We start from the raw sequence: 21,616 nt of genomic DNA, 5'->3' as shown, positions 1-21,616 counted from the left end.
AGCGCGTATCGCGGGAATACCCTGGCGCCATAGTGAGAACACAGTGAGAATCACGCAGTTGTCGCCTTGCCCCATAGACTAAGGAGACACGTATTTTTCTTCGTTGCCGTTGGAGCACGAAGGCTGCGCCCTGTAGTGACGCGCAGCAATGCACAATCGAACACAGAACAGGACCAGGCGTGACCACATTTATCGAACTCGGTATCGACCAAGACATGGTTGATCAGCTCGCACACAAGGGCATCACCGAGGCTTTCCCCATCCAGGAACAGACCATCCCCCTCGCGCTCACCGGCCAGGACATCATTGGCCAGGCGAAGACGGGAACGGGCAAGACCTTCGGCTTCGGCCTGCCGCTCTTGCAGCGCATCGGCGCAAACCCAGAGCCGGGCGTCCAGGCGCTCGTCGTCGTGCCGACCCGCGAGCTCGCCATGCAGGTCTTTGAGGACCTCGAGCTCGCAGCGAAGGGTCGCGCCGCAACCGTCGTCCCCATTTACGGCGGTAAGGCGTACGAGGGTCAGATCGAGCAGCTCAAGGCCGGCGCGCAGATCGTCGTCGGTACCCCTGGCCGACTCCTCGATCTCGCGAGCCAGCGCGTGCTGGATCTCGGCAACGTCCGCGAGATGGTGCTCGACGAGGCAGACAAGATGCTCGACCTCGGCTTCCTCGCCGACATTGAGAAGCTCTTCTCGAAGACCCCGGCGAGCCGCCACACGATGCTCTTCTCGGCGACCATGCCTGGCATCATCGTGTCGCTCGCGCGCCGCTTCATGTCGAACCCGATCCACATCCGCGCGACCGACCCGGACGAGGGCGCAGCGCAGGCGAACATCGAGCACATCATTTACCGTGCGCACTCGCTCGACAAGGACGAGGTCATTGGCCGCATCCTGCAGGCGGAGGGCCGCGGCAAGACCGTGATCTTCATGCGCACCAAGCGCGCGGCAGCTCGCCTCCAGGAAGAGCTCACCGACCGCGGCTACGACGCAGCAGCCGTGCACGGCGACCTCGGCCAGGATCAGCGTGAGCGCGCAATGGCGTCGTTCAAGACGGGCAAGAAGGACGTGCTCATCGCGACCGAGGTTGCGGCGCGCGGCATCGACGTTGATGACGTCACCCACGTCATCAACCACACCGTGCCAGACGACGACAAGGCGTACCTGCACCGCGTCGGCCGCACCGGCCGCGCTGGCCGCACCGGCATCGCCGTGACATTCGTCGACTGGGACGACATGCACAAGTGGGCGCTCATCAACAAGGCGCTCGACTTCGGCATCCCCGAGCCCGTCGAGACGTACTCGTCTTCGCCGCACCTGTTCACCGACCTGAACATCCCCGAGGGCACGAAGGGCCGCCTGAAGGCGACCCCCAGTGAAGGATCCAGCACCCCGCGGCGAGCGCAGCGGAGACCGCAGCCGTAGCCGCACCTCTGGCGGACGCTCTGGCGGATCGCGCACTGCTTCGGGTTCGGGCGCGGCCGCTAGCACGGACGGCAGTTCTGAGGGCGGCGAGACCCGCACAGGCGAGCGCACGCGCCGCCGCACCCGCAGCGCGAACCCGCAGGGTCAGGGCCGCCACGAGTCGCACGGCCACGAGCAGCACGGACACGATGCCGAGGGTGGCAGTGAGCCTGGCGCACCGGCAGCGGCCACCGTTCAGGACGGGGAGGCGGCTCCGCGTCGTCGCCGCCGTCGCGGCGGCCGCGGTCGCGGCGCGGGCGCGGCGGGTGCTGAGGGCACGCAGCAGGCTGCCAGCGGCGGCGCTGCCGGCGAAGCCGCAGACGCTCCCGCAGCGTAAGCGTTCTGGCCGTTTGGCCTGAGACTGGACGGGGTTCGGTGGAAAAGCTCACTGCTTTCGACACCGGGCCCCGTTTTCTGTGGCGGGGTTCACCCGCGTGGGTGTGCCGCGACGGGTGAGCGCCGCTAGCGCGGCACGGCTACCTGCTCACGCAGCAGCGCGACCGTCTCAGCCGGTGTCGTGAGTTCCCCGAGCCTGTTGGGCTTGCCTGCACCGTGGTAGTCGCTTGACCCGGTCACCAGTAATCCCAGCTCTGCGGTGACCGCGCGCAGCGGCGGAAGCCAATCCTCACGGTTCTCTGGGTGCTCAAGCTCAATGCCGCCGAGTCCGGCAGCCGCGAACTCTCGCACGGCCTCGGGCGGCGTTGGGGTGCGCTGCCGTTCGGCGACCGGGTGCGCCAGCACGGGCACTCCCCCGGCATCGCGCACGAGCCTAATCGCGTCGAGCGTTTCGAGCGCGTAGGTGGGGACGTAGTATTCCGAACGCGGGTGCAGCACCTCGGTGAACGCCGCGGACCGATCCGGGAAGTACCCCCCGGCGACAAGGGCGTCCGCGATGTGCGGGCGGCCGACGGAAATCGTCTCGGATTCGCCGACGACGAGCTCCCAGGTGATGGCGTAGTCGGCCGCGAGGAGATCCACCATCTGGCGCGCGCGACCGAAGCGGGAATCCCGCACGCGCACGAGGGCACTCATGAGTTCACCTGCTGCGGGGTCGATGCCGTAGCCAAGGAGGTGACGCGACTTCCAGTTGTGTTTCGTCGTGAGCTCGATGCCAGGCAAGAAGTCGATGCCGTGGGTTCTCGCCGTGTCCCGAGCTTCCTCCCACCCCTCGACCGTGTCGTGGTCGGTGAGCGCGAACCCTGCAAGCCCCAACGCTGCGGCCTCATCGGCGATTGCGCCCGGTCTCGTTGTGCCGTCCGAGTGGACCGAGTGGGTGTGGAGGTCGTAGCCCGGGCTCCCTGTCATTCTCACAGTCTATGCGTGGCTGCGTCACCGCGGTGGCGCCACCTTGGCCCCTGCCACACGCGCCCAGCAGAAGGTGGGACAATGGCACAATGACCGAAAACGCGAATGCAACCCACGAGGCGGAAATCGACAACTCGAACCGGAGCACAACTCCGCAGTCCGATACGTTTCTGAACTTTATTTCGTCGAGCTGGGCAGACCGGGTCGACGAGCTCCCAGCAGAACTTCCCGTTGCGAAGTTCGCGGCGGATCGGCGCGCGGCGCTCGCCGCGCTCTTCGCCGACAAGCGCCTGGTGATCGCGGCTGGCGCCCTCAAGCAGCGCTCGAATGACACGTTCTACCCGTACCGCCCGCACAGCGCGTTCGCGCACCTCACCGGCTGGGGTTCGGAGTCGGAGCCAGGGGCGATCCTCGTGATCGAGGCGTCGGGCGAGACGACCCTCTTCTTCCGGGAACGGGCGGGACGCGACTCCGACGAGTTCTTCGCGAACCCGGAAATTGGCGAGTTCTGGATCGGGCCACGCCCGTCACTCGCGCAGGTTTCCGCGCTGCTCGGCGTGCAGGCAAAGCACCTCGCCGAGTTCGCCGCGCACGACGATGACCTCACGCTCGATGACGCTGATCTCGCCCGCGCCGCCTCAGAGCTGCGGCTCGTGAAGGACGCGTACGAGCTGGCCGAGATGCAGCACGCCGTCGACGCCACCCAGCGCGGCTTCGATGAGGTTCTCGCCTCGCTTGGCGATGCAAGCGCGCACCCCCGCGGTGAGCGGATCGTCGAGGGCGTGTTCAACCAGCGGGCGCGTCTCGACGGCAACGAGGTTGGGTACGAGACCATCGCGGCTGCCGGCGACCACGCGTGCACGCTCCACTGGATCCGCAACGACGGTCCCGTGCACGAGGGAGACCTGCTGCTCCTCGATGCCGGCGTCGAGCTCGACAGCCTGTACACCGCTGACATCACCCGCACTGTCCCGATCTCGGGGACCTTCAGCGAGACGCAGCGCCGCGTCTACGAGACCGTGCTCGAGGCTGCTGATGCCGCGCGCGCCATCGTGAAGCCCGGTATCCGCTTCAGCGACGTGCACGACGCGGCGATGACCGTGATCGAGCGCGCGACGCGCGAGTGGGGGTTCCTCCCCGAGTCAGACGGCACGCCCTACCACCGGCGCTACATGGTGCACGGCACCAGCCACCACCTCGGCCTCGACGTGCACGACTGCGCGCAGGCGCGGCGCGAAATGTACATGGAAGGCATCCTTGAGCCCGGCATGGTCTTCACGATCGAGCCAGGCCTGTACTTCCAGCCTGACGACCTCACGGTGCCCGCGGAGTTCCGCGGCATCGGCGTCCGCATCGAAGACGACATCGTCGTCACCGAGGACGGGTGCGTGAACCTCTCGGCAAACATCCCGCGCACCGCCGACGACGTCGAGCAGTGGGTGCGGGGAGCACGTCAGGCATAACACTGAAGCGGCGGGGTGGTGTTGAGCGTTCTCGCTCAACACCACCCCGCCGCCTGTATGCGCTGGGTTACTCCTGCGGGGTGCCGGTGAGCACGCGGCGCGCCTCGTGGAGGAGTTCCGCCTCCGTGACAAGGTCGTAGCGGGTCGCAACCATCTGCATCACCGACGAGAAGTCTCGCCGGTTGCGGTTCATCGCGTAGGAGAGCAGCCCAAAGAGCATGCCGAAGCCGGCGCCGATCACGACGGCCGACAGGAAGACTCCGCCGATTCCTGCGTTGTCCGGCTGGAAAATAAACAGGAGCAGGCCGAGGAACAGGCCAAGGTATGCACCGGAGAGTGCGCCCATCCAGGCGATCTTGCCGTAGCTCAGCCGCCCGGTCACTCGCTCGACGCTTCGCAGGTCGTTGCCGAGGATGGATACGCGCTGCACGGGGAAGCCGCTGCGGGCGAGCACGTCGACGGCGTGCTTCGCGTCTTCGTAGCGGTCGTAGGTCGATACGATCTCGCCCTTGGGGATCTCAGGCTGAATGGGCCTGCGCGAGTTGGGGAAGCCGGGGGTGCTCATGGCTTGATTCTTCCACAGGGACTCCAAAGTTGCGTGTATTGAGCTGAGTTCGCTGATTGCCGCGCTGCGCGCGATCCCCGGCGGTGTGGTTCCCGGCGCGAGCGCCAGGCTCGCACCGCTACTTCGCCGCGACGGATCTTCGGCGAGTCTCGCGGTTACTCAGGCGTTCAGCCGCCACTGGCGGTAGCGTAGAGGGGTGAGCAGTTCGCGGGTCTTCGTCGGCCGCCTTGCCGGTCGAGGTGTGTTTGATCCCGTCGGAGATCAGATCGGCAGAGTTCGCGATGTCCTCGTCGTGTATCGGGCCGAGGCCGCGCCGCGCGTCGTTGGGCTGATCGTCGAGATCCCTGGCAAGCGCCGCGTGTTCGTCCCGATCAGTAGGGTGACCTCGATCGCGTCGGGCCAGGTCATCACGACGGGACTCATCAACATTCGTCGGTTCGAGCAACGCCGCGGCGAAACCCGCATGATTGCCGAAATGATTGGCATGCGGGTCGACCTCGCACCCGAACACACCGCCCCCGACCCAGCAGCGCAGGCCACGGCCGTGCGCGCGACCGTTGAGGACGCCGCCATCGAGCGCAACCGCGCCGGTGAGTGGGTCGTTTCCGAGTTGTTCGTGCGCACCCCGAAGACGGGCTCCGGCTTCGGCCGCGGGCCGGCGCGGACCGTGCGCTGGTCCGAGGTCGAACGCCCGAGCGAAGACGGTGGCCCGCAATCAGCGGAGCTGCTCGTCCAAACACTCGTGGATCTCAAACCTGCTGACCTCGCGGCGACGCTGCTCGAGCTCCCGAAGGCTCGCATGAGCCCGGTGCTCGAAGAACTCGCCGACGATCGCGTCGCCGACGCGCTCGAGGAAATGAGCGAGACGGATCAGATTGCGATCCTCGCGCTCCTGCCTTCCGGCCGCACCGCGGATGTCCTCGACCGGATGGAGCCCGACGACGCCGCGGACCTCATCTCCGCGCTCCCCGCAGCTCGCGGCGCCGAGCTCCTCGAGCTCATGGAACCGGAAGAGGCAGAAGATGTTCGCCGCCTCCTCGAGTACGAGTTCGACACTGCGGGTGGCCTCATGAGCCCGACGCCCATCATTCTCGCAGCGGAGTCGAGCGTCGCCGAGGGGCTCGCAATGATCCGGCGGGCCGAGATCCCCCCGGCTATGGCGTCCGCGGTGTACGTCACCCATCCACCGTACGAGACGCCGAGCGGCGAATACCTTGGCATGGTGCACTTCCAGCGCATGCTGCGTTTCCCGCCGCACGAACGTCTCAGCGCGTTGCTCGACGCCGAGATTGAGGCCGTGCCGGCGACAGCGAGCGCGGCTGAGGTCTCGCGCAGGCTCGCAAGCTATGACCTCGTAGCACTCCCCGTCGTCGACGATCAGCAACGCCTTGTCGGTGTCGTGACCGTCGACGATGTTCTTGACCATCTGCTCCCTGCGGACTGGCGCCACGCTGACACCGAAGGGTCAACGCGATGAGTCCCCTGAAGCGCCGGCCAGACTTTGGGGCCCCTCTCGCCGGACGCTCCTCGCGCGGACCCGCAGGTTCGCGCGTCGGCGGCAACGAGCGTTTCGGCCGCTGGACGGAGGGTATCGCCCGCGGCATGGGCACGCCCTGGTTCCTGCTCGCGCTCACACTGTTCTGCGTGCTCTGGCTGCTGTGGAACACCCTCGGGCCGCAGCACCTGCGGTTCGACTCCCCGGCGCTCGGGTTCACCGCGCTCACGCTCATCCTGTCGCTGCAGGCCTCGTACGCAGCTCCGATGATCCTGCTCGCGCAAAACCGTCAGGACGACCGCGACCGGGTGCAAATCGAGCAGGACCGCAAGCAGGCAGAGCGCAATCTCGCCGACACGGAGTTCCTCGCGCGCGAGGTCGTCGCGCTGCGCCTGTCGCTCAAAGACCTCCCCGATCGAGACTTCGTGAGGCAGGAGCTCCGGGCGCTGCTCGCCGAGCTCGACCAGCAGGCAGCAGACGCACAGCTCGATGACGCGCAAAAGCACCCGAGGCAGGCGCAGCGCAGGCCGCAGAACGCCTCACCCGCTCCGCGTGAAGTCGGCCGCGATGACGACCATCCTGGCGACCACCCAGATGACACTCCAGACATCAATTCAGGCATCGCTCCCGAAATAGATTCAGACATGGATTCAGGCAAAGATTCAGACGGGGAGGAGCCCCAACGTGGCTGAGCACGACCGGACCGAGCTTGAGCAGCGCCTCTGGGACGCACTCGCGCTCGTCAACGATCCAGAGATCCACCGTCCGATCACAGAGCTTGGCATGGTCGGCGAGCTCAGCGTTGACCCATCGGGCGGCGCTGCCGTGCCGCTCAAACTCACCATCGCAGGCTGCCCAGCCGCACAGCGCATCGAGCGCGAGGTTCGGGAGGCAACGCTCGCCACCAACGGCATCACTGGGGCGCAAATTGACGTGAGCGTGATGAACCCGGCCGAGCGTCAAGCGTTTGTCGAAACCGTGCGCGGCCCGGCCAGGCCCGTCCAGTTCGGCCCCGACTCGCTTACCCGCGTCATCGCCGTCACGAGCGGCAAGGGCGGCGTAGGGAAGTCCTCCCTCACCGCGGCGCTCGCGGTCGCCCTCGCGAAGCAGGGGCTCTCGGTTGGGCTCGTCGACGCTGACGTCTTCGGCTTCTCGATCCCCGGCATCCTCGGGCTAAGCCGCGACGGTGTCACAGAACAGCCGACGCGCGTCGGCGAAATGATCCTCCCCCCGGAAACACACGGGGTGAAAGTGATATCCATCGGGATGTTCCTCGGCGACGCTGATCCTCGCTCTACCGCGGTCTCCTGGCGCGGCCCCATGCTGCACCGCACCATCGAACAGTTCCTCCGCGATGTTTGGTTCGGGGACCTGGACGTGCTGCTCCTCGACCTCCCACCAGGCACCGGAGACGTCGCGATCAGCGTCGGCCAGCTCCTCCCCCAGGCTGAAGTGCTCGTCGTCACCACACCCCAGGAGGCGGCGGCAGACGTCGCGGTGCGCAGCGCGCTCGTCGCCAGGCAGACGGGCCAGCGCGTGATCGGGGTCATCGAGAACATGGCCGGCCTTGCCCAGCCAGACGGTACCGTGCTCGAGCTCTTCGGCACGGGAGGCGGCGCCGCCGTCGTGGATCGCCTGAACTCGTCCGAGAGCGCCGCCGGCCAACAGCCCGTCCGCCTGCTCGGGAGCGTCCCGCTCAGCCCCACCTTCCGCGAGGGCGGCGATAGTGGCTCACCCGCCGTGCTCACGCAGCCGACAGACCCTGCGGCGGCCGTAATCATCAAGATCGCGGAGCAGATCGGCTCGCAGGGGCGCGGCCTCGCCGGCCGCTCACTCGGCGTCACGCCGAGAAGCTAGCTCACCCGGGCGTCTCGCACGCAGACAACCGGCAAACTGGCGCGGCTCCTAGGTCGCCTCGTCGTCGAAGCGAACGGCGATCGTGCCATCCTCAGCTATCCCCTGCCGCGCGCGGCGTGCTGCTTCGAGGTCCTCGATCCGCTGGCTTCGGTCGCTCAGACGCGCCTCCCGCTCATCCTCGACGAGCGCGTCGCGGATGATCCTGCGCGGGTCATACTGCCGAGGGTCGAGCTGTTTCCAGTCGACATCGTCGAATTCGGGGCCCATCTCGTCGCGCAGCCGATCCTTCGCACCATCGGCGGCGCGCTTCAGGGAGCGAATGAAATCGCCGAGCTTCTTCGCGTAGATCGGCAAACGGGTCGGGCCAATCACAAACATCGCGATTACCAAGATGATGATCATCTTTTCGAAGTTGAGGCCGCCCATTCCCTCATCGTAGCGAGAAGCGGCCCCCAATTTCGAACTCAGGGCCCCCCACGGGCCCTGGGTGAGCACTCTCACAGGATCAAGGGCCACAGCAACGGCGAGCCAATCGGTAGAATCCGTGGAATCGCCCTATCCTAAAGGCTGCAGGACAACGGAGGACAGAGGACACGTGAGCAAGCTCGAGCGCAACTGGCAGTACACGGAGCAGTATCCGAGTGAGACTGACACGCTCGTACGCGCGCGCCGCGTCTCCCTCGAACTCGGAATCGAGCCGGTCTCCCGAGCAGTATCCGCCGAGCTGTCAGCGCTTGCCGTGCTCTCCGGCGCGCGTGCCATCTGCGAGATCGGCACCGGAGTTGGTGTGAGCGGCCTGTCGCTGCTGCGCCACCGACCCGACGCGATCCTCACGTCGATCGAGATTGAGCCAGAATATTTGCGTGAGGCACGCTCGCTCTTCTCCGAGGCCGGGATCCCCGCCTCGCGGGCGCGGCTCGTCGAGGGCGATGCGCGACACGTCATGCCCCGCCTCAATCTTTCCGCGTACGACATCGTGCTGCTCGACGCCGAACAGTCCCAGCTGCTCGAGTATTTCGAGCACGCACTCGGCATCGTGCGCCCGGGCGGGGCGATCGTTGTTCCGAGCGCGCTCGGGCACGGCCGCGTCCCCGACCCTGCCTCGCGCGACGAGTCCACGCAGGCGCTTCGCGACCTGCTCGCTGTGGTCGCTGAGTCTGACGCAATCGCGCCAGCGCTCTCCCCGACCGGGGACGGCCTCCTCACGGTCGTGCGCCTCGGGGGCTAGCTAGCCCCCTCGCTCAACTCCGCGACCGGCCAGTCTCCGCGGTGTGCGTACTCCGCATCCCGCCCATCTGGCTCGCAGGCGAAAAAAAATGAGGGCCCCTCGGGGCCCTCATTTACGCGTGCGTGCTTCGGCTAGCCGCCGAGCACCCCCGCGAGCACATCGCGAAGCTCGGCAGCCTCCTCGTCATTGACTGACACCACCAGACGGCCACCGCCTTCCAGGGGAACACGGACCACGATAACGCGGCTCTCGCGAACCGCTTCCATTGGCCCGTCGCCGGTCCTGGGTTTCATTGCCGCCATGACGCCTCCTCGCATGTTTGGTCGTACACCTCCATTATCCCCCGAGAACCGGGGTCGCGGAAATTCTATGAACTTTTTATGCAATGGGAGGCCACATTTGGCCGGATTTGTGCGGAGCATCGGCGGTTGGCCACCGAGCAGGGCGCCATGCACTCGCCCGCCTGCCCTTGCCCGTGAGCACGCTGGGGTGCGCACCGCGGAGCGAGATCCCGGCCAACGGTCCCGCAGCGGGCAGCGACGACTGCCTCGGACAACTCGGGCGCGTCACCTGCAACCCCGTGTGCCCCCGCCCCTGAACCGCTGTGCGTCTTCTAAGGATTGGGCAGGGCCCTTCCCAGGCGTGCGGGCTCACCGACAGCAGCGGCCCGCAACGCACGGTGTGCGCTGCGGGCCGCAGCCAGTGCTCGGAGCTTAGCGCCCGAGGTGCCGCTCTGGCGAACCCAAGTACAGCTGCTGCGGGCGGCCAATCTTCGTCTGCGGATCGAGGCGAGCCTCGCGCCACTGTGCAATCCAGCCGGGAAGGCGCCCAATTGCGAACAGCACGGTGAACATGCGCGTGGGGAAGCCCATCGCCTTGTAAATGACGCCGGTGTAGAAATCGACGTTCGGGTAGAGCTTGCGCTCCTTGAAGTAGTCGTCCTCGAGCGCTATCTGCTCAAGCTCCTGCGCGAGCGCGAGCAGCGGATCGTTCACGCCGAGCTCTTCGAGCACCTTCGCTGCCGAGTCCTTCACGATGCGTGCGCGTGGATCGTAGTTCTTGTAGACGCGGTGCCCGAAGCCCATGAGCTTCACACCGTCTTCCTTGTTCTTGACCTTCTCGACGAACGTCTCAACGCTCTGACCCGAATCACGGATCTGCGCGAGCATGTCAAGGACTGCCTCGTTGGCACCGCCGTGCAGCGGCCCGGAAAGCGCGTTGATACCGGCAGAAACCGATGAGAACATGTTCGCCCCCGTGGAGCCAACAAGCCGAACGGTCGAGGTCGACGCGTTCTGCTCGTGGTCTGCGTGGAGGATGAGGAGCTTGTCGAGCGCGTCGACGAGCACCGGGTTCATCTCATAGGACTCTGCCTTGTTGCCGAAGTTCAGGCGGAGGAAGTTCTCAACGAAGCTGAGCTCGTTCTTCGGGTAGAGGAAGGCCTGGCCGATGGACTTCTTGTGCGAGTACGCCGCCAGCACGGGCAGCTTCGCGAGCAACCGGATCGTGTTCACCTCAACGAACTCGGGAACCGCGGTGTCCAGCGAGTCTTCGTAGTACGTCGACATTGTCTGCAGCCCACCGGAAAGCATCGCCATCGGGTGCGCGGTGTGCGGCACTGCCTCGAAGTAGTAGCGCATGTCTTCGTGCAGGAGCGTGTGTCGACGGATTTCGTTGTCGAAGTTGGCGAGCTCATCGGCGGTGGGAAGCACGCCGTAGATGAGCAGATACGCAACCTCGAGGAAGGTCGACGCCTGAGCGAGCTCGTCGATGGGATATCCGCGGTACCGCAGGATCCCTGCTTCGCCGTCGATGTAGGTAATCTCCGACTTCGTGGAAGCCGTGTTCACAAATCCGTAGTCAAGCGCGGTGTAGCCGCTCTGCTTGGTGAGCGAGCTCACGTCGATCGCGTCAGGCCCGTCAACCGATGGGATGATCGGGAACTCAGCGGAACCTCCGGGAAAGCTCAGCTTGGCGGTGGCCTGAGCCGCAGGTGTATCAGTCACGTCATCTCCTCGTGAGGTCCGTTCGAGCACGCCAAAGGTGTGTGGCAGCCGTCATTTTCACTTTACCTGCAAACTGAGGAATCACGAACCAGTTGGCGAAATCATGCCGGTATCTGACAGAAAGTACTTCGACATCAAACAAAATTCGCGTGTTTTGATGCGTGATCCCCGGCGTGTCACCCACGCATCCGGAGCCGCGTGAACGCGGCTTCGGTTAGTTGGCCTGCGGCGGAAGTGCGGCGATGATCGGGTGGTCAAAGTCGTAGACGCCCACCTTCGCTGCCCCACCTGGGGACCCAATCTCGTCGAAGAACTCCACATTCGCCTTGTAGTACTCCGACCACTCGCCGGGGAGGTCGTCCTCGTAGTAGATCGCCTCAACGGGACACACCGGCTCGCACGCACCACAGTCAACGCACTCATCCGGGTGGATATAGAGCATCCGATCGCCCTCGTAGATGCAGTCGACTGGGCACTCGTCAACACAGGCGCGGTCCTTCAGGTCCACGCACGGAAGCGCAATCACGTAGGTCACTGTGCCCGCCTTTCACTCGGCCATTCCAATGTGTCCATCCTATCGGCGACGTTGCCAGTTTCCCTGAGGCGCGACCGCGCGCCAGCACCGCCGTCCCTTGCCATACGCATTTCGGTGCCCTAAAGTTCCAAAGTGAATGATCGATGCGCAAACACGCCTCACCTGTTCCGCTTCCTCCGAGCTACGACGACATTGGGGTCTTCGATGGACACACATGCAGACGCAACGGACTTCGCAAGCAACCTTCCTTCCACGCTGACGTTGGCTTGGCAGCGCCGACTCGAGTCCAACCCTGACGCTCCGTGCATCACCTATTTCGACCGCACGCTCACGGCTCGCGAGGTCGATGACGTGAGTTGCGCAATGGCAGCTGCGCTCTCGGCGCGCGGCGTCTCCGTTGGCGACCGCGTCGCGATCTCCCTGCAGAACATCCCTCACTTCCCCATCGCCATGCTCGCCATTTGGCGAATCGGCGGGATCGTCGTGCCGGTCAACCCGATGTATCGTGGCCGCGAGCTGCACACCGTGCTCGCCTCCTCCGGCGCGGTCGGACTCATCTGCGCCCCCGAGGCCGTCGAGGTTGCCGTAGCAGCAGCACCAGACACGGAGCTGCGCTGGGTGTTCACGGCAGACGATCAGCAGTTTCAGAGCGAGAACGACCCGCGTGTCTTCCCCGGCGGCGCGGCTACCCAGCCTGGTGCGACGGATGCTTCGCTCCCCTTTGCGCTCGCACCGATGGCAGCTGAACTTGAGCGCTTTGCTGGCGAGCGGCCCGAACCAGCTGTGTGCGAGGCATCCGACACCGCAATGCTCAGCTACACCTCTGGAACCACAGGCCCACCGAAGGGCGCCGAGGCGACGCACCGCTCGCTATTGCTCGTTGCCTTCAACTTCGTCGACTGGGCCGGGCTCGGCCCAGATGACCGAATCCTCGCGCTCGCGCCGCTATTTCATATCACCGGCTCGGTCATCATCGGCATCGGCACGCTGGTCTCCCAGAGCAGCCTCGTCTTCCTCAATAGGCCCCGACCAGACGTCGCGCTTGAAGCGTTGAGCCGACATGCGATCACTGTTGCGATCGCCCCGATCACGATGTACACCGCACTGTTCGAGCTCCCCAATGCCACGAGAGCAGATTTCGCCTCCGTCAGGCAGCTATTCACCGGCGGCGCGCCGGTGCCTCCGGCGAAGCTTGATGCGTTCGAAGAGCGTTTCGGTCACTACATCCTGAACGGGTACGGTCTCACTGAGTCCAACGCCGGGATCATTGGTGTTTCCCTCGGCGAGCGCGCCCCGGTGCACGAGCGACGGGCACGCTCTCAGTCGGCAAGGCAATGGCTGGCATCTCGCTCAGAGTGCTCGACACGGACGGCAACGAGCTCCCAGCAGGAAGCCCGGGGGAACTGGAGCTCTCGGGCGAGCAGCTTGCGAGTGGTTACTGGCGAGAACCAGAAGCCACCGCAGCAACCTTCCCAGGCGGTCGCCTCCTCACGGGCGACGTGGCGATCGTGGACGAGGACGGCTGGGTCTACCTCATCGACAGGATCAAGGATCAGATCAACAGTTCGGGATACAAGGTCTGGCCGCGAGAGGTTGAAGACGTCCTCTACGAGCATCCTGCTGTTCGAGAGGTCGCTGTTGTCGGCGAACGAGATGACTACCGCGGCGAGGCTGTTGTTGCCTACGTCTCGCTGCGCTCAAATGCGACAGCGTCGCAAGACGACCTCATTGCGTTCGCTCGCGAGCGACTCGCGGTCTACAAGAGCCCACGCAGAGTCGAGTTCCTCGATGACCTCCCAAAGACCCTCACTGGCAAGATCAAGCGTCGTGAGTTGCGCGAGCGGCACGGCAGCGACAGCGGCTGAACTATTCGGAAAGCGAGGGACAGATGAAGCAGGCAATACTCGCAATTGACGAGGGGACGACGGGCACCCGAGCCTGCCTGGTTGCACCCGACGGCAGCATCTCAGCGCTCGAATATCATCGCCTCGATCTCGACACCCAGCCTGGCGGCGTGGTCGAGCAGAGCCCCGAGCAGATTGCCGAGCTCACGATCGGCGCCATCCGCAGGTCACTCGCGTCCGCTGAGCTGCAGGACACGGAGGTGCTCGGGATCGCGATCTCAGCACAGCGACTCACCGCCGTCCTCTGGGACGCGCGCTCGGGAGCCCCGCTCGCCCCCGCGCTGGTCTGGCAGGACACACGCAACGCACGCAGAATTCCAGGGTTTGCGGCCGAGTGGGACGCGACCCTCATCCAGCGCACGGGACGCGGCGTAGGCGTTCAATCCCCCTACCTGTGGGCGGCAGACCTCTTGCAAAGCAATGAGCCAGTGCGGCTCGCCTACGAACGCGGGGACCTCCGGTTTGGATCCATCGACTCCTGGCTCATGTGGAAGCTATCCGGAGGCAACGTATGGGCGACCTCCGCCACGATGGCTCACGCCATGGGCGCGTATGACCTCCGCAGCGGCGAATACATCGTCGAGTGGCCGGATGCGCTCGGCTTCCCAGCAGACCTCCTTCCTCCCATCGTCAACGACAGCGGCGAAATCGGCGAAACCTCCAGCGCAATCATCGGTCGCACCCTCCCCATTCTCGCCGCGATAGGAGACCAGCAGGCTGGCGCGCTCGGGCTCGGGGTGCACTCCGAAGGCCAAGCGATGTGTGTTCACGGCACTGGATCCTTCGTCATCCTCACAACCGGCATGTCGTTTCCGAAGCACGCTGGGCTATTTCCGCAGTGTGCTCCCAACGTCGCCAGACGCGGCCAGGATGGGTCCCACTTTGCTGTCGAGACCTTCGTGCCAACCACTGGCGCGGCCATCGACTGGCTTTGCGAGCCCCTCGGCCTCTTCGAGTCGCCGCAGGAGGTGAGCGCCCTCGCGGCAACCGGCGCGAGCACTGGCGGGGTCACCTACCTGCCGACCCTCACCGGCTTCTCCTTCCCCGTGTTCGACACCCGCGGGCGGAGTGCGCTGCTTGGCCTTGGCCTCACAACGTCGAAAGCAGAGGTCGCGAGGGCGGTACTCGAAGGCATCGCCCATTCCGTGGCAAGCTGCCTTGAGGCAGATCAGCAGGTAGCTGCCCTCACCCCGACGCACATGGTCGTCGGTGGGGGCCTCTCAGCGAGCGACACACTCATGCAGCTGCAGTCCGACCTGTGCGGCATCCCTATCGTGCGGCCTGCGGAAGCTGAGGCAGCGAGCCTCCGAGGGGCGGCGTTTCTCGCCGGTTCTGGGCTGCTGTGGGAAAGCCTCGAGGACGCAATGGCGACGGTCGGCAATCCGACGGTGTTCGAGCCACAGATATCGCCGCTCGAACGGGGAAAGCGGAGGACCAAGTGGCAGGCAAGAATGCACGCCGAGAGCCAACTCACGCGGGCGTAGCCAGCGTCGAACAGTGAGACCAGAGGAGCGCGCATGGGAGTCTTTGAGTCCGCAGCAGCCCGCAACGAACGTGCACGACAGGCCACCGCAGGACTCCCGATGCTCAACCGCGCTGAACACGTTGCAAGGCTAGAGTCAGACACGTTCGATGTCCTCATCATCGGCGGTGGCGCCACAGGGGCGTACAGCGCATTTGACGCGGCGCTTCGCGGGTACCGCGTTGCCCTCGTAGAAAAGGGCGACTTCGCGTCCGGCACCTCCTCCAAATCTTCGAAGATGATCCACGGCGGGATCCGCTACATCCAGCAGGGCAATCTCCCACTCGTGCGCCACTCACTGTTGGAGCGCCAGCGTCTCCGCAGGAACGCCCCGCACCTTGTCCAACGGCTCCCGTTCATTTTTCCAGTTATGAGCGCAGACGGCGTCTTTGACAGGCGCCTCGAGCACGGCTTCTCGGCGCTGCTGCGCACATACGATTTCGCCGGGGGCTGGCGCGAAGGGATTCTCCACCGCGCGCTCACTCGCGACGAGGTACTCTCCCACGTGCCGACGTTGAACCCCGAGCAGTTACTTCGGGGGTTCATGTACTTCGACGCGCGAGCCGACGACGCCCGGCTCACGTTTGCGATCGCGAGATCGGCGGCGGCGCACGGAGCGGCGATTGCGAACTACGCGGAGGCGACCGCGATCACGCGAAAGCAAGGCCTCGCGAACGGCGCGGTGATCCACGTTGATGGCAGGGAGATCACTGTCCGTGCGAAAGTCGTCGTGATGGCAACTGGAAGCTGGCTGCGAGACTGGAACGGTGCAGCGCCCGACGCAGATGCTCCGACGATCCGCCCAGCCAAGGGCGTCCACATCGCAGTGCCCTGGACCAAGATCGGCAACGATTCAACCGTCACCGTGCGAATCCCGGGAGCGGGTCGTGCAGCAACTGTCACGCGTTGGGGAGACTCGGTGCTCATTGGCACGTCTGACACGGATTATCCGGGCTCGCTCGACCGAGTGCTCTGTTCTGCCCCCGAGCGCGACATCCTGCTCGACACAGTCGCCCAAGCGTTCGATACCGACCTCTCTGCCGAGGATGTGACTGGCTCGATCGCAGGAACTCGCCCGCTCGTCTCACGCGGCAAGACCGACCGGACAAGCGAGGTGCCGCGCAACCACGAAATCCGGATCGACGACGACGGGCTCGTAACGGTTGTCGGGGGAAAACTCACGACCGCCAGGCACATGGCTGAGCAGGTCGTCAATGCCGCGCAACGGGTCCTGTCCAGACGCAGTCGGTGCAGGACAGCCCGGGCCCCGCTCTGGGGCGGGGCCGGCTACGACGCGACGGCTGCGCTCGCATCCGGCGGCACTGCGGCGCACCTGGCAGAGCGCTTCGGCACGGAGGCGCGATTCATCACCGAGCTGCTCACACAGCAGCCCACAACGCGAGCGCCCGTCGTCGACGGTCTGCCCTACGTGTACGCCGAGGTTGTGCACGCGGTGCGCCACGAGATGGCAATCACGATCGATGATGTGCTCGCGCGCCGCACGAGATCCAGGCTCTTCGCGCGCGAGGCCTCAGCTGCGGCGGCGGATCGCGTCGCTTCGCTCATGGCGGCCGAACTCGGATGGACTGAGGAGCAGCGTTCCGCGCACGTGTCCGACTATCGCAACTCGGTGGTTGAGGAACGAGACCACCTGAATTCCTGAGCGCACCAGCTCCCCGAGGATGGAGACCCATGACGATCAGCAAGCAAGCGATACAACGCGGATTCAATGAGGGCCGTTACAACGTCGGAGAACCGACCCCCTCACCGTGGTACGCGACCATCGAGCACGACGCGTTCACTGGGCGCCCCAGGTACGCTGCCGAGTCAGACGACGGCCCGAACTCTGTCACGGTGACACCGGAGATCATCGCCGCCCTCGCGGAGATTGCCGACTCTGTTGATGCCGATCGGGCGAGCTTGATGGCGCGAACCCGCGACTGGTGGCCTGCGACAATGCTCGCGCATAGCGAAGGCGCTCCGATGACGGCAGACGCCGTGACGGTGCACGTCTCACGGACACCCCAGGTGCAGGCGATCATGCGGCTAGCGAGCACGCACCGCATACCGGTTACCGTCGCCGCTGGGCGGAGCAACGTCGTTGGAGCTGCGTTGCCGGTGCACGGCGGCATCGTGCTGGATGTCACAGGGATGAATCAGATCATGTCGTTCAACAGCACCGACCTGACGGTCGAGACCGGGCCAGGGGTCTTCGGCGATGTTCTTGAGTCGCACCTACAGCGCGCCTGGGGCGTCACGACGGGGCACTGGCCATCGTCTTTTGCGATCTCGACGGTCGGCGGGTGGGTCGCATGCCGTGGCGCCGGACAGCTTTCCACGCGCTACGGAAAGATCGAGGACATGGTTTCGGAGCTCGACGTCGTCCTCGCCTCCGGTGAGCTCGTGACGCTCGGAGGGACCCACCGTGCGGCGGTCGGGCCGGATCTGCGGGAACTGTTCCTTGGCAGCGAGGGCACGCTCGGGGTCATCACCCGCATCGTGCTGCGCACCCATCGGCTGCCGGACTACGGATCCTCCGCTGCCTTCCTGTTCGACAGTTTCGGCGATGGCCTTGAAGCCTGTCGGGCGATCATGCAGGCCGGGGTAACGCCAGCGGTGATGCGGCTGTATGACGAGATCGAAACGGCGCGGCACTTCGCGATCGACGAGGGCCACGTACTCCTCCTCGCAGATGAGGGGCACCCTTCGCTCGTGGACACGACGCTCGCGATAGCGCGAGAGGCCGCGGCACCGCACGGGCGCGAAATCGAGAGTGCGGATGTGTTCGAGACTTGGCTGCAGACTCGCTATCGCATCAGGCCGGTCGCGCCGCGGGACGCCAACCGTGTACTCACCGCTGACACACTCGAGATCGTCGGCCGGTGGAGCGTCTTGAACCGACTTTATGGCGACGTACTCGAAGCCGTAGGTCTCGTCAGCGGCACTGGCGACGGGGCAGGCAGGCGTGGGGTCTCAGCACACCTGTCGCACGCGTATTCCGACAGTGCTTCGCTGTATTTCACGATGTACGGCATCACCACCAGCGGCGAGCGAACGCGCTGGTACCGAGCCGTTTGGGACGCCGCCAACGACGTTATCCTCCGGCACGGGGCTCAGCTCAGCCACCATCACGGCGTCGGTATCGTCCGACTCCCATATCTAGAGGATTCCCTCGGAGCGGCGCATCGGGTGATGCACAGCGTCAAGAAAGCGCTCGACCCGCTGGGGGTGCTGAACCCGGGGAAGCTCGGCAGTGGATGATCCGCCACGCTGGCATCGGGGTGCACCGCAGATTTTCCGGCTTCTCGATCGCCGGAGGGTGAGTCTTCCCGCCAGCGAGGCCCGGAGTGTTTCGGCCCTCGCTGGCGGGAGTTGACTAGCCGATCGTTACGCCGACGAGCTTGGGCTTCCCGAGCAGGTTCATCTCGAAGCCTTCGACCTCATCGCTCAGCCCAACCAACGTGTACCCGTGCACAAGTGAGAACGACTGGGTGTGCTCGTAGATCGCCTGCGCCGCACGGTCCAGACCCGGCCTGCGGTCTTCCTTCTCGCTCCACAGGTCCTGGTCAGCGAGTGCTTCGTCGAGGCCAGGAACGGGAATCTCAGACGGATTGTTGAAACCGTCGGCCGTTCCGACGACGCGGTAGATCATTGCGGGATCGGGTCGCGAGGTGAGCTGGGAAAACATCGCCGGAAACTTCTTCTCGATGATGAACTCTTGGTTCTGTTGGACGACCTCGCGCGGGAGCAGGTTCACCGTCACCCCGACTTCGGCCCACTGCTCCTTCAATATCTCGCTGATGCGGGCGAAGTCTGCGCTGGCGATGACCGTCATGTCGAAGGTGAGTCCTGTTCGACCGGCTTCTTCGAGCAGCCTTCGTGCCTCATCGGGGTCGTAGTCGTATGTCGCTGACTTCGGGGTCGCGGCCCAGTAGATCTGAGGGAAATACCCGCTGGCGACCTCCCCGAACCCAAAGTAGCCGCTCTCAAGGATCGATTGCCTGTCGATCGCCAACGACAGTGCGCGCCGCACCCGCGGGTCGCCAAGCTCGTCCGAGCCAGTGTTGATGTAGACCATTTGGGTGAACAAACCGGGCGTCGCTGAGAGCGAGACTCCCTCGGCCTCCTCCACTGTGTCAGCGCTCGCGCCTGGGATGCTCGACACAATGTCCTGTTGCCCGGAGAGCAGCGCGCTCATACGCGTTTTCGGGTCTGTGAGCACAGTGAAGGTGATTGCGGGGACGCGGGCGCTTTCGGTGTCCCAATAGTCGTCGAAGAGTTCAACGCTGATTGCCTCGCCACGACGCCACTCCACAAACTTCCAGCCGCCAGTGCCCACGGGGGTGTTCCCGAGATCGCCTCCGGCGGCTTCTGCGGCCGTCGGGGAGACCATCATGCCCGCCCTGTCGGAGAAGACCATGAGCAATGCAGCATCGGGTCGGCTGAGTAATAGCGTCACCGTGAACTCATCGTCGACACGAACGTCCCCGATCGCGTCGAGGTCTGGGGCGATTTGTGAACCGTCCCCCTTCGCGCGCTCGACATTGTATTTCACGGCTTCGGCGTCGAACGGGGTGCCGTCGTGGAACTTCACCCCCTCACGGAGTGTGAACTGCAGCTCGGTTGGCGAGAGGTATTCCCAGCTCTCAGCAAGCCCCGGTTTTGGTTCGAGGTCCGCCTCGTACGAAACGAGTGTGTCATACATGGGGAAGAGCAGAATTTGATCGGCGCCAGAGGATCCCCGGACAGGATCGAGCGTCGAAGCATCGGTGGTGACGGCCACCCGCAACGGGCGGTCAACGTCGTTGCCTGTGTCTTCGTCTTCTGCGCTACACGCGCTGAGGGCGAGGGTTGCCGCGGCGACAGCCGCGATCACAGCAAGAGACCTTCTCGACATGTGTTTCCTCTCTGTTTGGCTGCGCCAATGGCAGCGCGGTTGGGGGGCCGCGTAGCCGCGACGAGTGACAGCTTCAGGACTGGTGTGAGCGCGCAAGCGGTCGACGCCTCTCACCGCATGCCGCGTAGCAAGGTCAGACGCCCAGCAATGGGGGCGCACGCAGCACATGCCGAGGCGTACGTGGGGTTTGTGCCGGAGGGCCTCGCTTTCTCTCGGCGCAGGAGGACCGATCCCAGCTTCGCTACTTCTCGTGCCAGTACCGGTTCCCGATGACGCGCTTCAGTACAAGTGACCGCTAGTAGCAACATAAACTCACTACTGCACCCTACGCAAGCATCACTTGTTCCCTACGTGAAGGTGGCCGCGGACGAGGTGCGGCTACGCGAACGCGCCGCTACGACCAGACCATTGCGTCGGCAACGCACCGAAACCCGATGTGGCTCGTCGCCGAGTCCTCAGTCTGCTCCGACCGGGCCGCGGGACGGTAGCGCAGACAATACTCGGGCGCGCACAGGTGAGATCCACCTTTCAGCACGCGGCTCCGCTCTGAGGCGACCTCAGCCGATGCCGCTTCTCGTCTGGCAGTGCAACCGCAGGAAGCCGCCACCGCATCCCCGGAGCCAGTTGGGGCCGCGACCCACGGACTCGTGGTCCACTCCCACACGTTCCCCGTCATGTCGCTCAGCCCGTATCCGTTCTGCGGGAAACTCCCGACCGGCGATGTCCCCACCCATCGCCCCTCGCCAGCACCACGATTCTCATACGGGAACCTCCCCTGCCAGGTGTTCGCATACACACCGCCCCTGTTGCTCGCTTCCCCCCACGAGTAGGTCGCGCCGTCGATCCCACCCCTGGCGGCAAATTCCCACTCGACCTCGGTCGCGAGACGTTTCCCTTCCCACGCAGCAAAGGCACCCGCGTCCGCGTAACTCACTTGCACAACAGGATGGTCTTCCCTCCCGGAAAGATCGCTCCCCGGGCCGGCAGGATGTCGCCAGCTCGCACCGGGAACCCAACGCCACCAGCGCCGCCAGTCAGTGAGCGGGACGGGGCCGGGTGTCGGTGTGAACACGAGGGAGCCTGGCTCCGTCCACACGCCCTCGCCTTCGCGTTTGCCCGGAAGCGGGACGGGTCGCTCCGCTGTGGTCTCGTAGCCCGTCTCCGCCACGAAGCGAGAGAATCTTTGGTTCGTCACTGGAAACCGATCGATCACGAAACCGTCGACGCTCACACGAGCCGGTGGCCCCTCCTCGGGATAGCGCGCCCCCGCCCCCTGGAGAAACTCCCCCGAGGGGATGGCGACCATCTCCCCCGAGCCCGGCCGTTTCGTATCACCCATGACCCCTCCGTCCGACGTTCGTTCATTGACTCGGCAATAA

The 21,616-nt window shown here is 65.2% G+C and carries 17 protein-coding genes and 3 pseudogenes; 12 read left to right on the top strand and 8 right to left on the bottom strand.

The window, feature by feature from the left end; genetic code table 11:
* The first annotated feature begins 179 nt into the window (after positions 1–179).
* Positions 180–1,797, top strand: a pseudogene (locus tag SD72_RS00685) (DEAD/DEAH box helicase).
* 125 nt (positions 1,798–1,922) lie between these two features.
* Here SD72_RS00685 and SD72_RS00680 read toward each other — a convergent pair.
* Positions 1,923–2,765: a PHP domain-containing protein gene (locus SD72_RS00680; RefSeq protein ID WP_042542502.1), complete on the bottom strand. Its 843-nt coding sequence runs from the start codon at positions 2,763–2,765 to the stop codon at positions 1,923–1,925.
* Between the two features lie 89 nt (positions 2,766–2,854).
* Between SD72_RS00680 and SD72_RS00675 the strand changes: the two genes are divergently transcribed.
* Positions 2,855–4,228 (top strand): aminopeptidase P family protein, encoded by a 1,374-nt coding sequence (locus SD72_RS00675; RefSeq protein WP_042542501.1) that lies wholly within the window; start codon positions 2,855–2,857, stop codon positions 4,226–4,228.
* A gap of 67 nt (positions 4,229–4,295) precedes the next feature.
* On the opposite strand, the gene SD72_RS00670 is transcribed toward SD72_RS00675, so the two are convergent.
* Positions 4,296–4,793 (bottom strand): general stress protein, encoded by a 498-nt coding sequence (locus tag SD72_RS00670; protein ID WP_042542500.1) that lies wholly within the window; start codon positions 4,791–4,793, stop codon positions 4,296–4,298.
* Positions 4,794–4,989: 196 nt separating this feature from the next.
* Here SD72_RS00670 and SD72_RS00665 point away from each other — a divergent pair, with 196 nt between their 5' ends.
* The 3 genes from SD72_RS00665 to SD72_RS00655 are packed head-to-tail and all read left to right on the top strand — an operon-like array spanning position 4,990 to position 8,145.
* The gene (locus SD72_RS00665; RefSeq protein WP_042542499.1) at positions 4,990–6,270 is read left to right on the top strand and encodes a magnesium transporter; all 1,281 of its coding nucleotides are present in this window, start codon (positions 4,990–4,992) and stop codon (positions 6,268–6,270) included.
* Complete coding sequence (locus SD72_RS00660; RefSeq protein ID WP_084766645.1) at positions 6,267–6,980, top strand: DUF1003 domain-containing protein; 714 nt, start codon at positions 6,267–6,269, stop codon at positions 6,978–6,980. Before SD72_RS00665 ends, SD72_RS00660 begins: the two co-directional genes overlap by 4 nt.
* Complete coding sequence (locus SD72_RS00655) at positions 6,973–8,145, top strand: P-loop NTPase (RefSeq protein ID WP_042542498.1); 1,173 nt, start codon at positions 6,973–6,975, stop codon at positions 8,143–8,145. The genes SD72_RS00660 and SD72_RS00655 overlap by 8 nt, the downstream gene beginning before the upstream one ends.
* 48 nt (positions 8,146–8,193) lie before the next feature.
* Here the strand turns inward: SD72_RS00655 and SD72_RS00650 are convergent, their stop codons facing one another.
* Positions 8,194–8,571 carry a twin-arginine translocase TatA/TatE family subunit gene (locus SD72_RS00650; protein WP_042542497.1) on the bottom strand — a complete coding sequence of 126 codons (378 nt, stop codon included), beginning with the start codon at positions 8,569–8,571 and terminating at the stop codon, positions 8,194–8,196.
* 169 nt (positions 8,572–8,740) lie between these two features.
* Between SD72_RS00650 and SD72_RS00645 the strand changes: the two genes are divergently transcribed.
* Entirely contained in the window at positions 8,741–9,373 is a 633-nt protein-coding gene (locus SD72_RS00645) for an O-methyltransferase (protein ID WP_042542496.1), read from the top strand.
* A 131-nt stretch (positions 9,374–9,504) separates the two neighbouring features.
* On the opposite strand, the gene SD72_RS17215 is transcribed toward SD72_RS00645, so the two are convergent.
* From SD72_RS17215 to fdxA, 3 genes are all read right to left on the bottom strand, one after another.
* Positions 9,505–9,675: a DUF3117 domain-containing protein gene (locus SD72_RS17215; RefSeq protein WP_084766644.1), complete on the bottom strand. Its 171-nt coding sequence runs from the start codon at positions 9,673–9,675 to the stop codon at positions 9,505–9,507.
* Between the two features lie 411 nt (positions 9,676–10,086).
* On the bottom strand, positions 10,087–11,379 hold the full coding sequence (locus tag SD72_RS00640) for a citrate synthase (RefSeq protein WP_084766643.1): 1,293 nt from the start codon (positions 11,377–11,379) through the stop codon (positions 10,087–10,089).
* A gap of 214 nt (positions 11,380–11,593) precedes the next feature.
* Entirely contained in the window at positions 11,594–11,914 is a 321-nt protein-coding gene (gene fdxA / locus SD72_RS00635; RefSeq protein ID WP_042542495.1) for a ferredoxin, read from the bottom strand.
* A gap of 204 nt (positions 11,915–12,118) precedes the next feature.
* On the opposite strand from fdxA, the pseudogene SD72_RS18620 reads away from it, so the two are divergent.
* The 6 genes and pseudogenes from SD72_RS18620 to SD72_RS00615 form a co-directional block, all read left to right on the top strand.
* Positions 12,119–13,171: pseudogene (locus SD72_RS18620) on the top strand (class I adenylate-forming enzyme family protein); the annotation flags it as partial.
* A gap of 62 nt (positions 13,172–13,233) precedes the next feature.
* Positions 13,234–13,344: pseudogene (locus tag SD72_RS18550) on the top strand (hypothetical protein); the annotation flags it as partial.
* A gap of 69 nt (positions 13,345–13,413) precedes the next feature.
* A complete protein-coding gene (locus SD72_RS17845) occupies positions 13,414–13,779 on the top strand; it encodes an AMP-binding enzyme (protein ID WP_232299604.1) in 366 nt (121 codons plus the stop codon).
* Between the two features lie 23 nt (positions 13,780–13,802).
* On the top strand, positions 13,803–15,302 hold the full coding sequence (locus SD72_RS00625) for an FGGY family carbohydrate kinase (RefSeq protein WP_042542494.1): 1,500 nt from the start codon (positions 13,803–13,805) through the stop codon (positions 15,300–15,302).
* 33 nt (positions 15,303–15,335) lie between these two features.
* Positions 15,336–17,003 carry a glycerol-3-phosphate dehydrogenase/oxidase gene (locus SD72_RS00620; RefSeq protein ID WP_042542493.1) on the top strand — a complete coding sequence of 556 codons (1,668 nt, stop codon included), beginning with the start codon at positions 15,336–15,338 and terminating at the stop codon, positions 17,001–17,003.
* Positions 17,004–17,032: 29 nt separating this feature from the next.
* Complete coding sequence (locus SD72_RS00615) at positions 17,033–18,601, top strand: FAD-binding oxidoreductase (protein WP_042542492.1); 1,569 nt, start codon at positions 17,033–17,035, stop codon at positions 18,599–18,601.
* A gap of 115 nt (positions 18,602–18,716) precedes the next feature.
* Here SD72_RS00615 and SD72_RS00610 read toward each other — a convergent pair whose 3' ends face one another.
* Positions 18,717–20,237, bottom strand: a complete 1,521-nt coding sequence (locus tag SD72_RS00610) for an ABC transporter substrate-binding protein (protein WP_198141810.1) — start codon at positions 20,235–20,237, stop codon at positions 18,717–18,719.
* Positions 20,238–20,631: 394 nt separating this feature from the next.
* Positions 20,632–21,576 (bottom strand): formylglycine-generating enzyme family protein, encoded by a 945-nt coding sequence (locus tag SD72_RS00605; protein WP_042542490.1) that lies wholly within the window; start codon positions 21,574–21,576, stop codon positions 20,632–20,634.
* Positions 21,577–21,616 lie beyond the last annotated feature (40 nt).

The organism is Leucobacter komagatae (assembly GCF_000834055.1).
Lineage (GTDB): Bacteria > Actinomycetota > Actinomycetes > Actinomycetales > Microbacteriaceae > Leucobacter > Leucobacter komagatae_A.
This window is presented reverse-complemented; position numbering and strand designations above follow the sequence as displayed.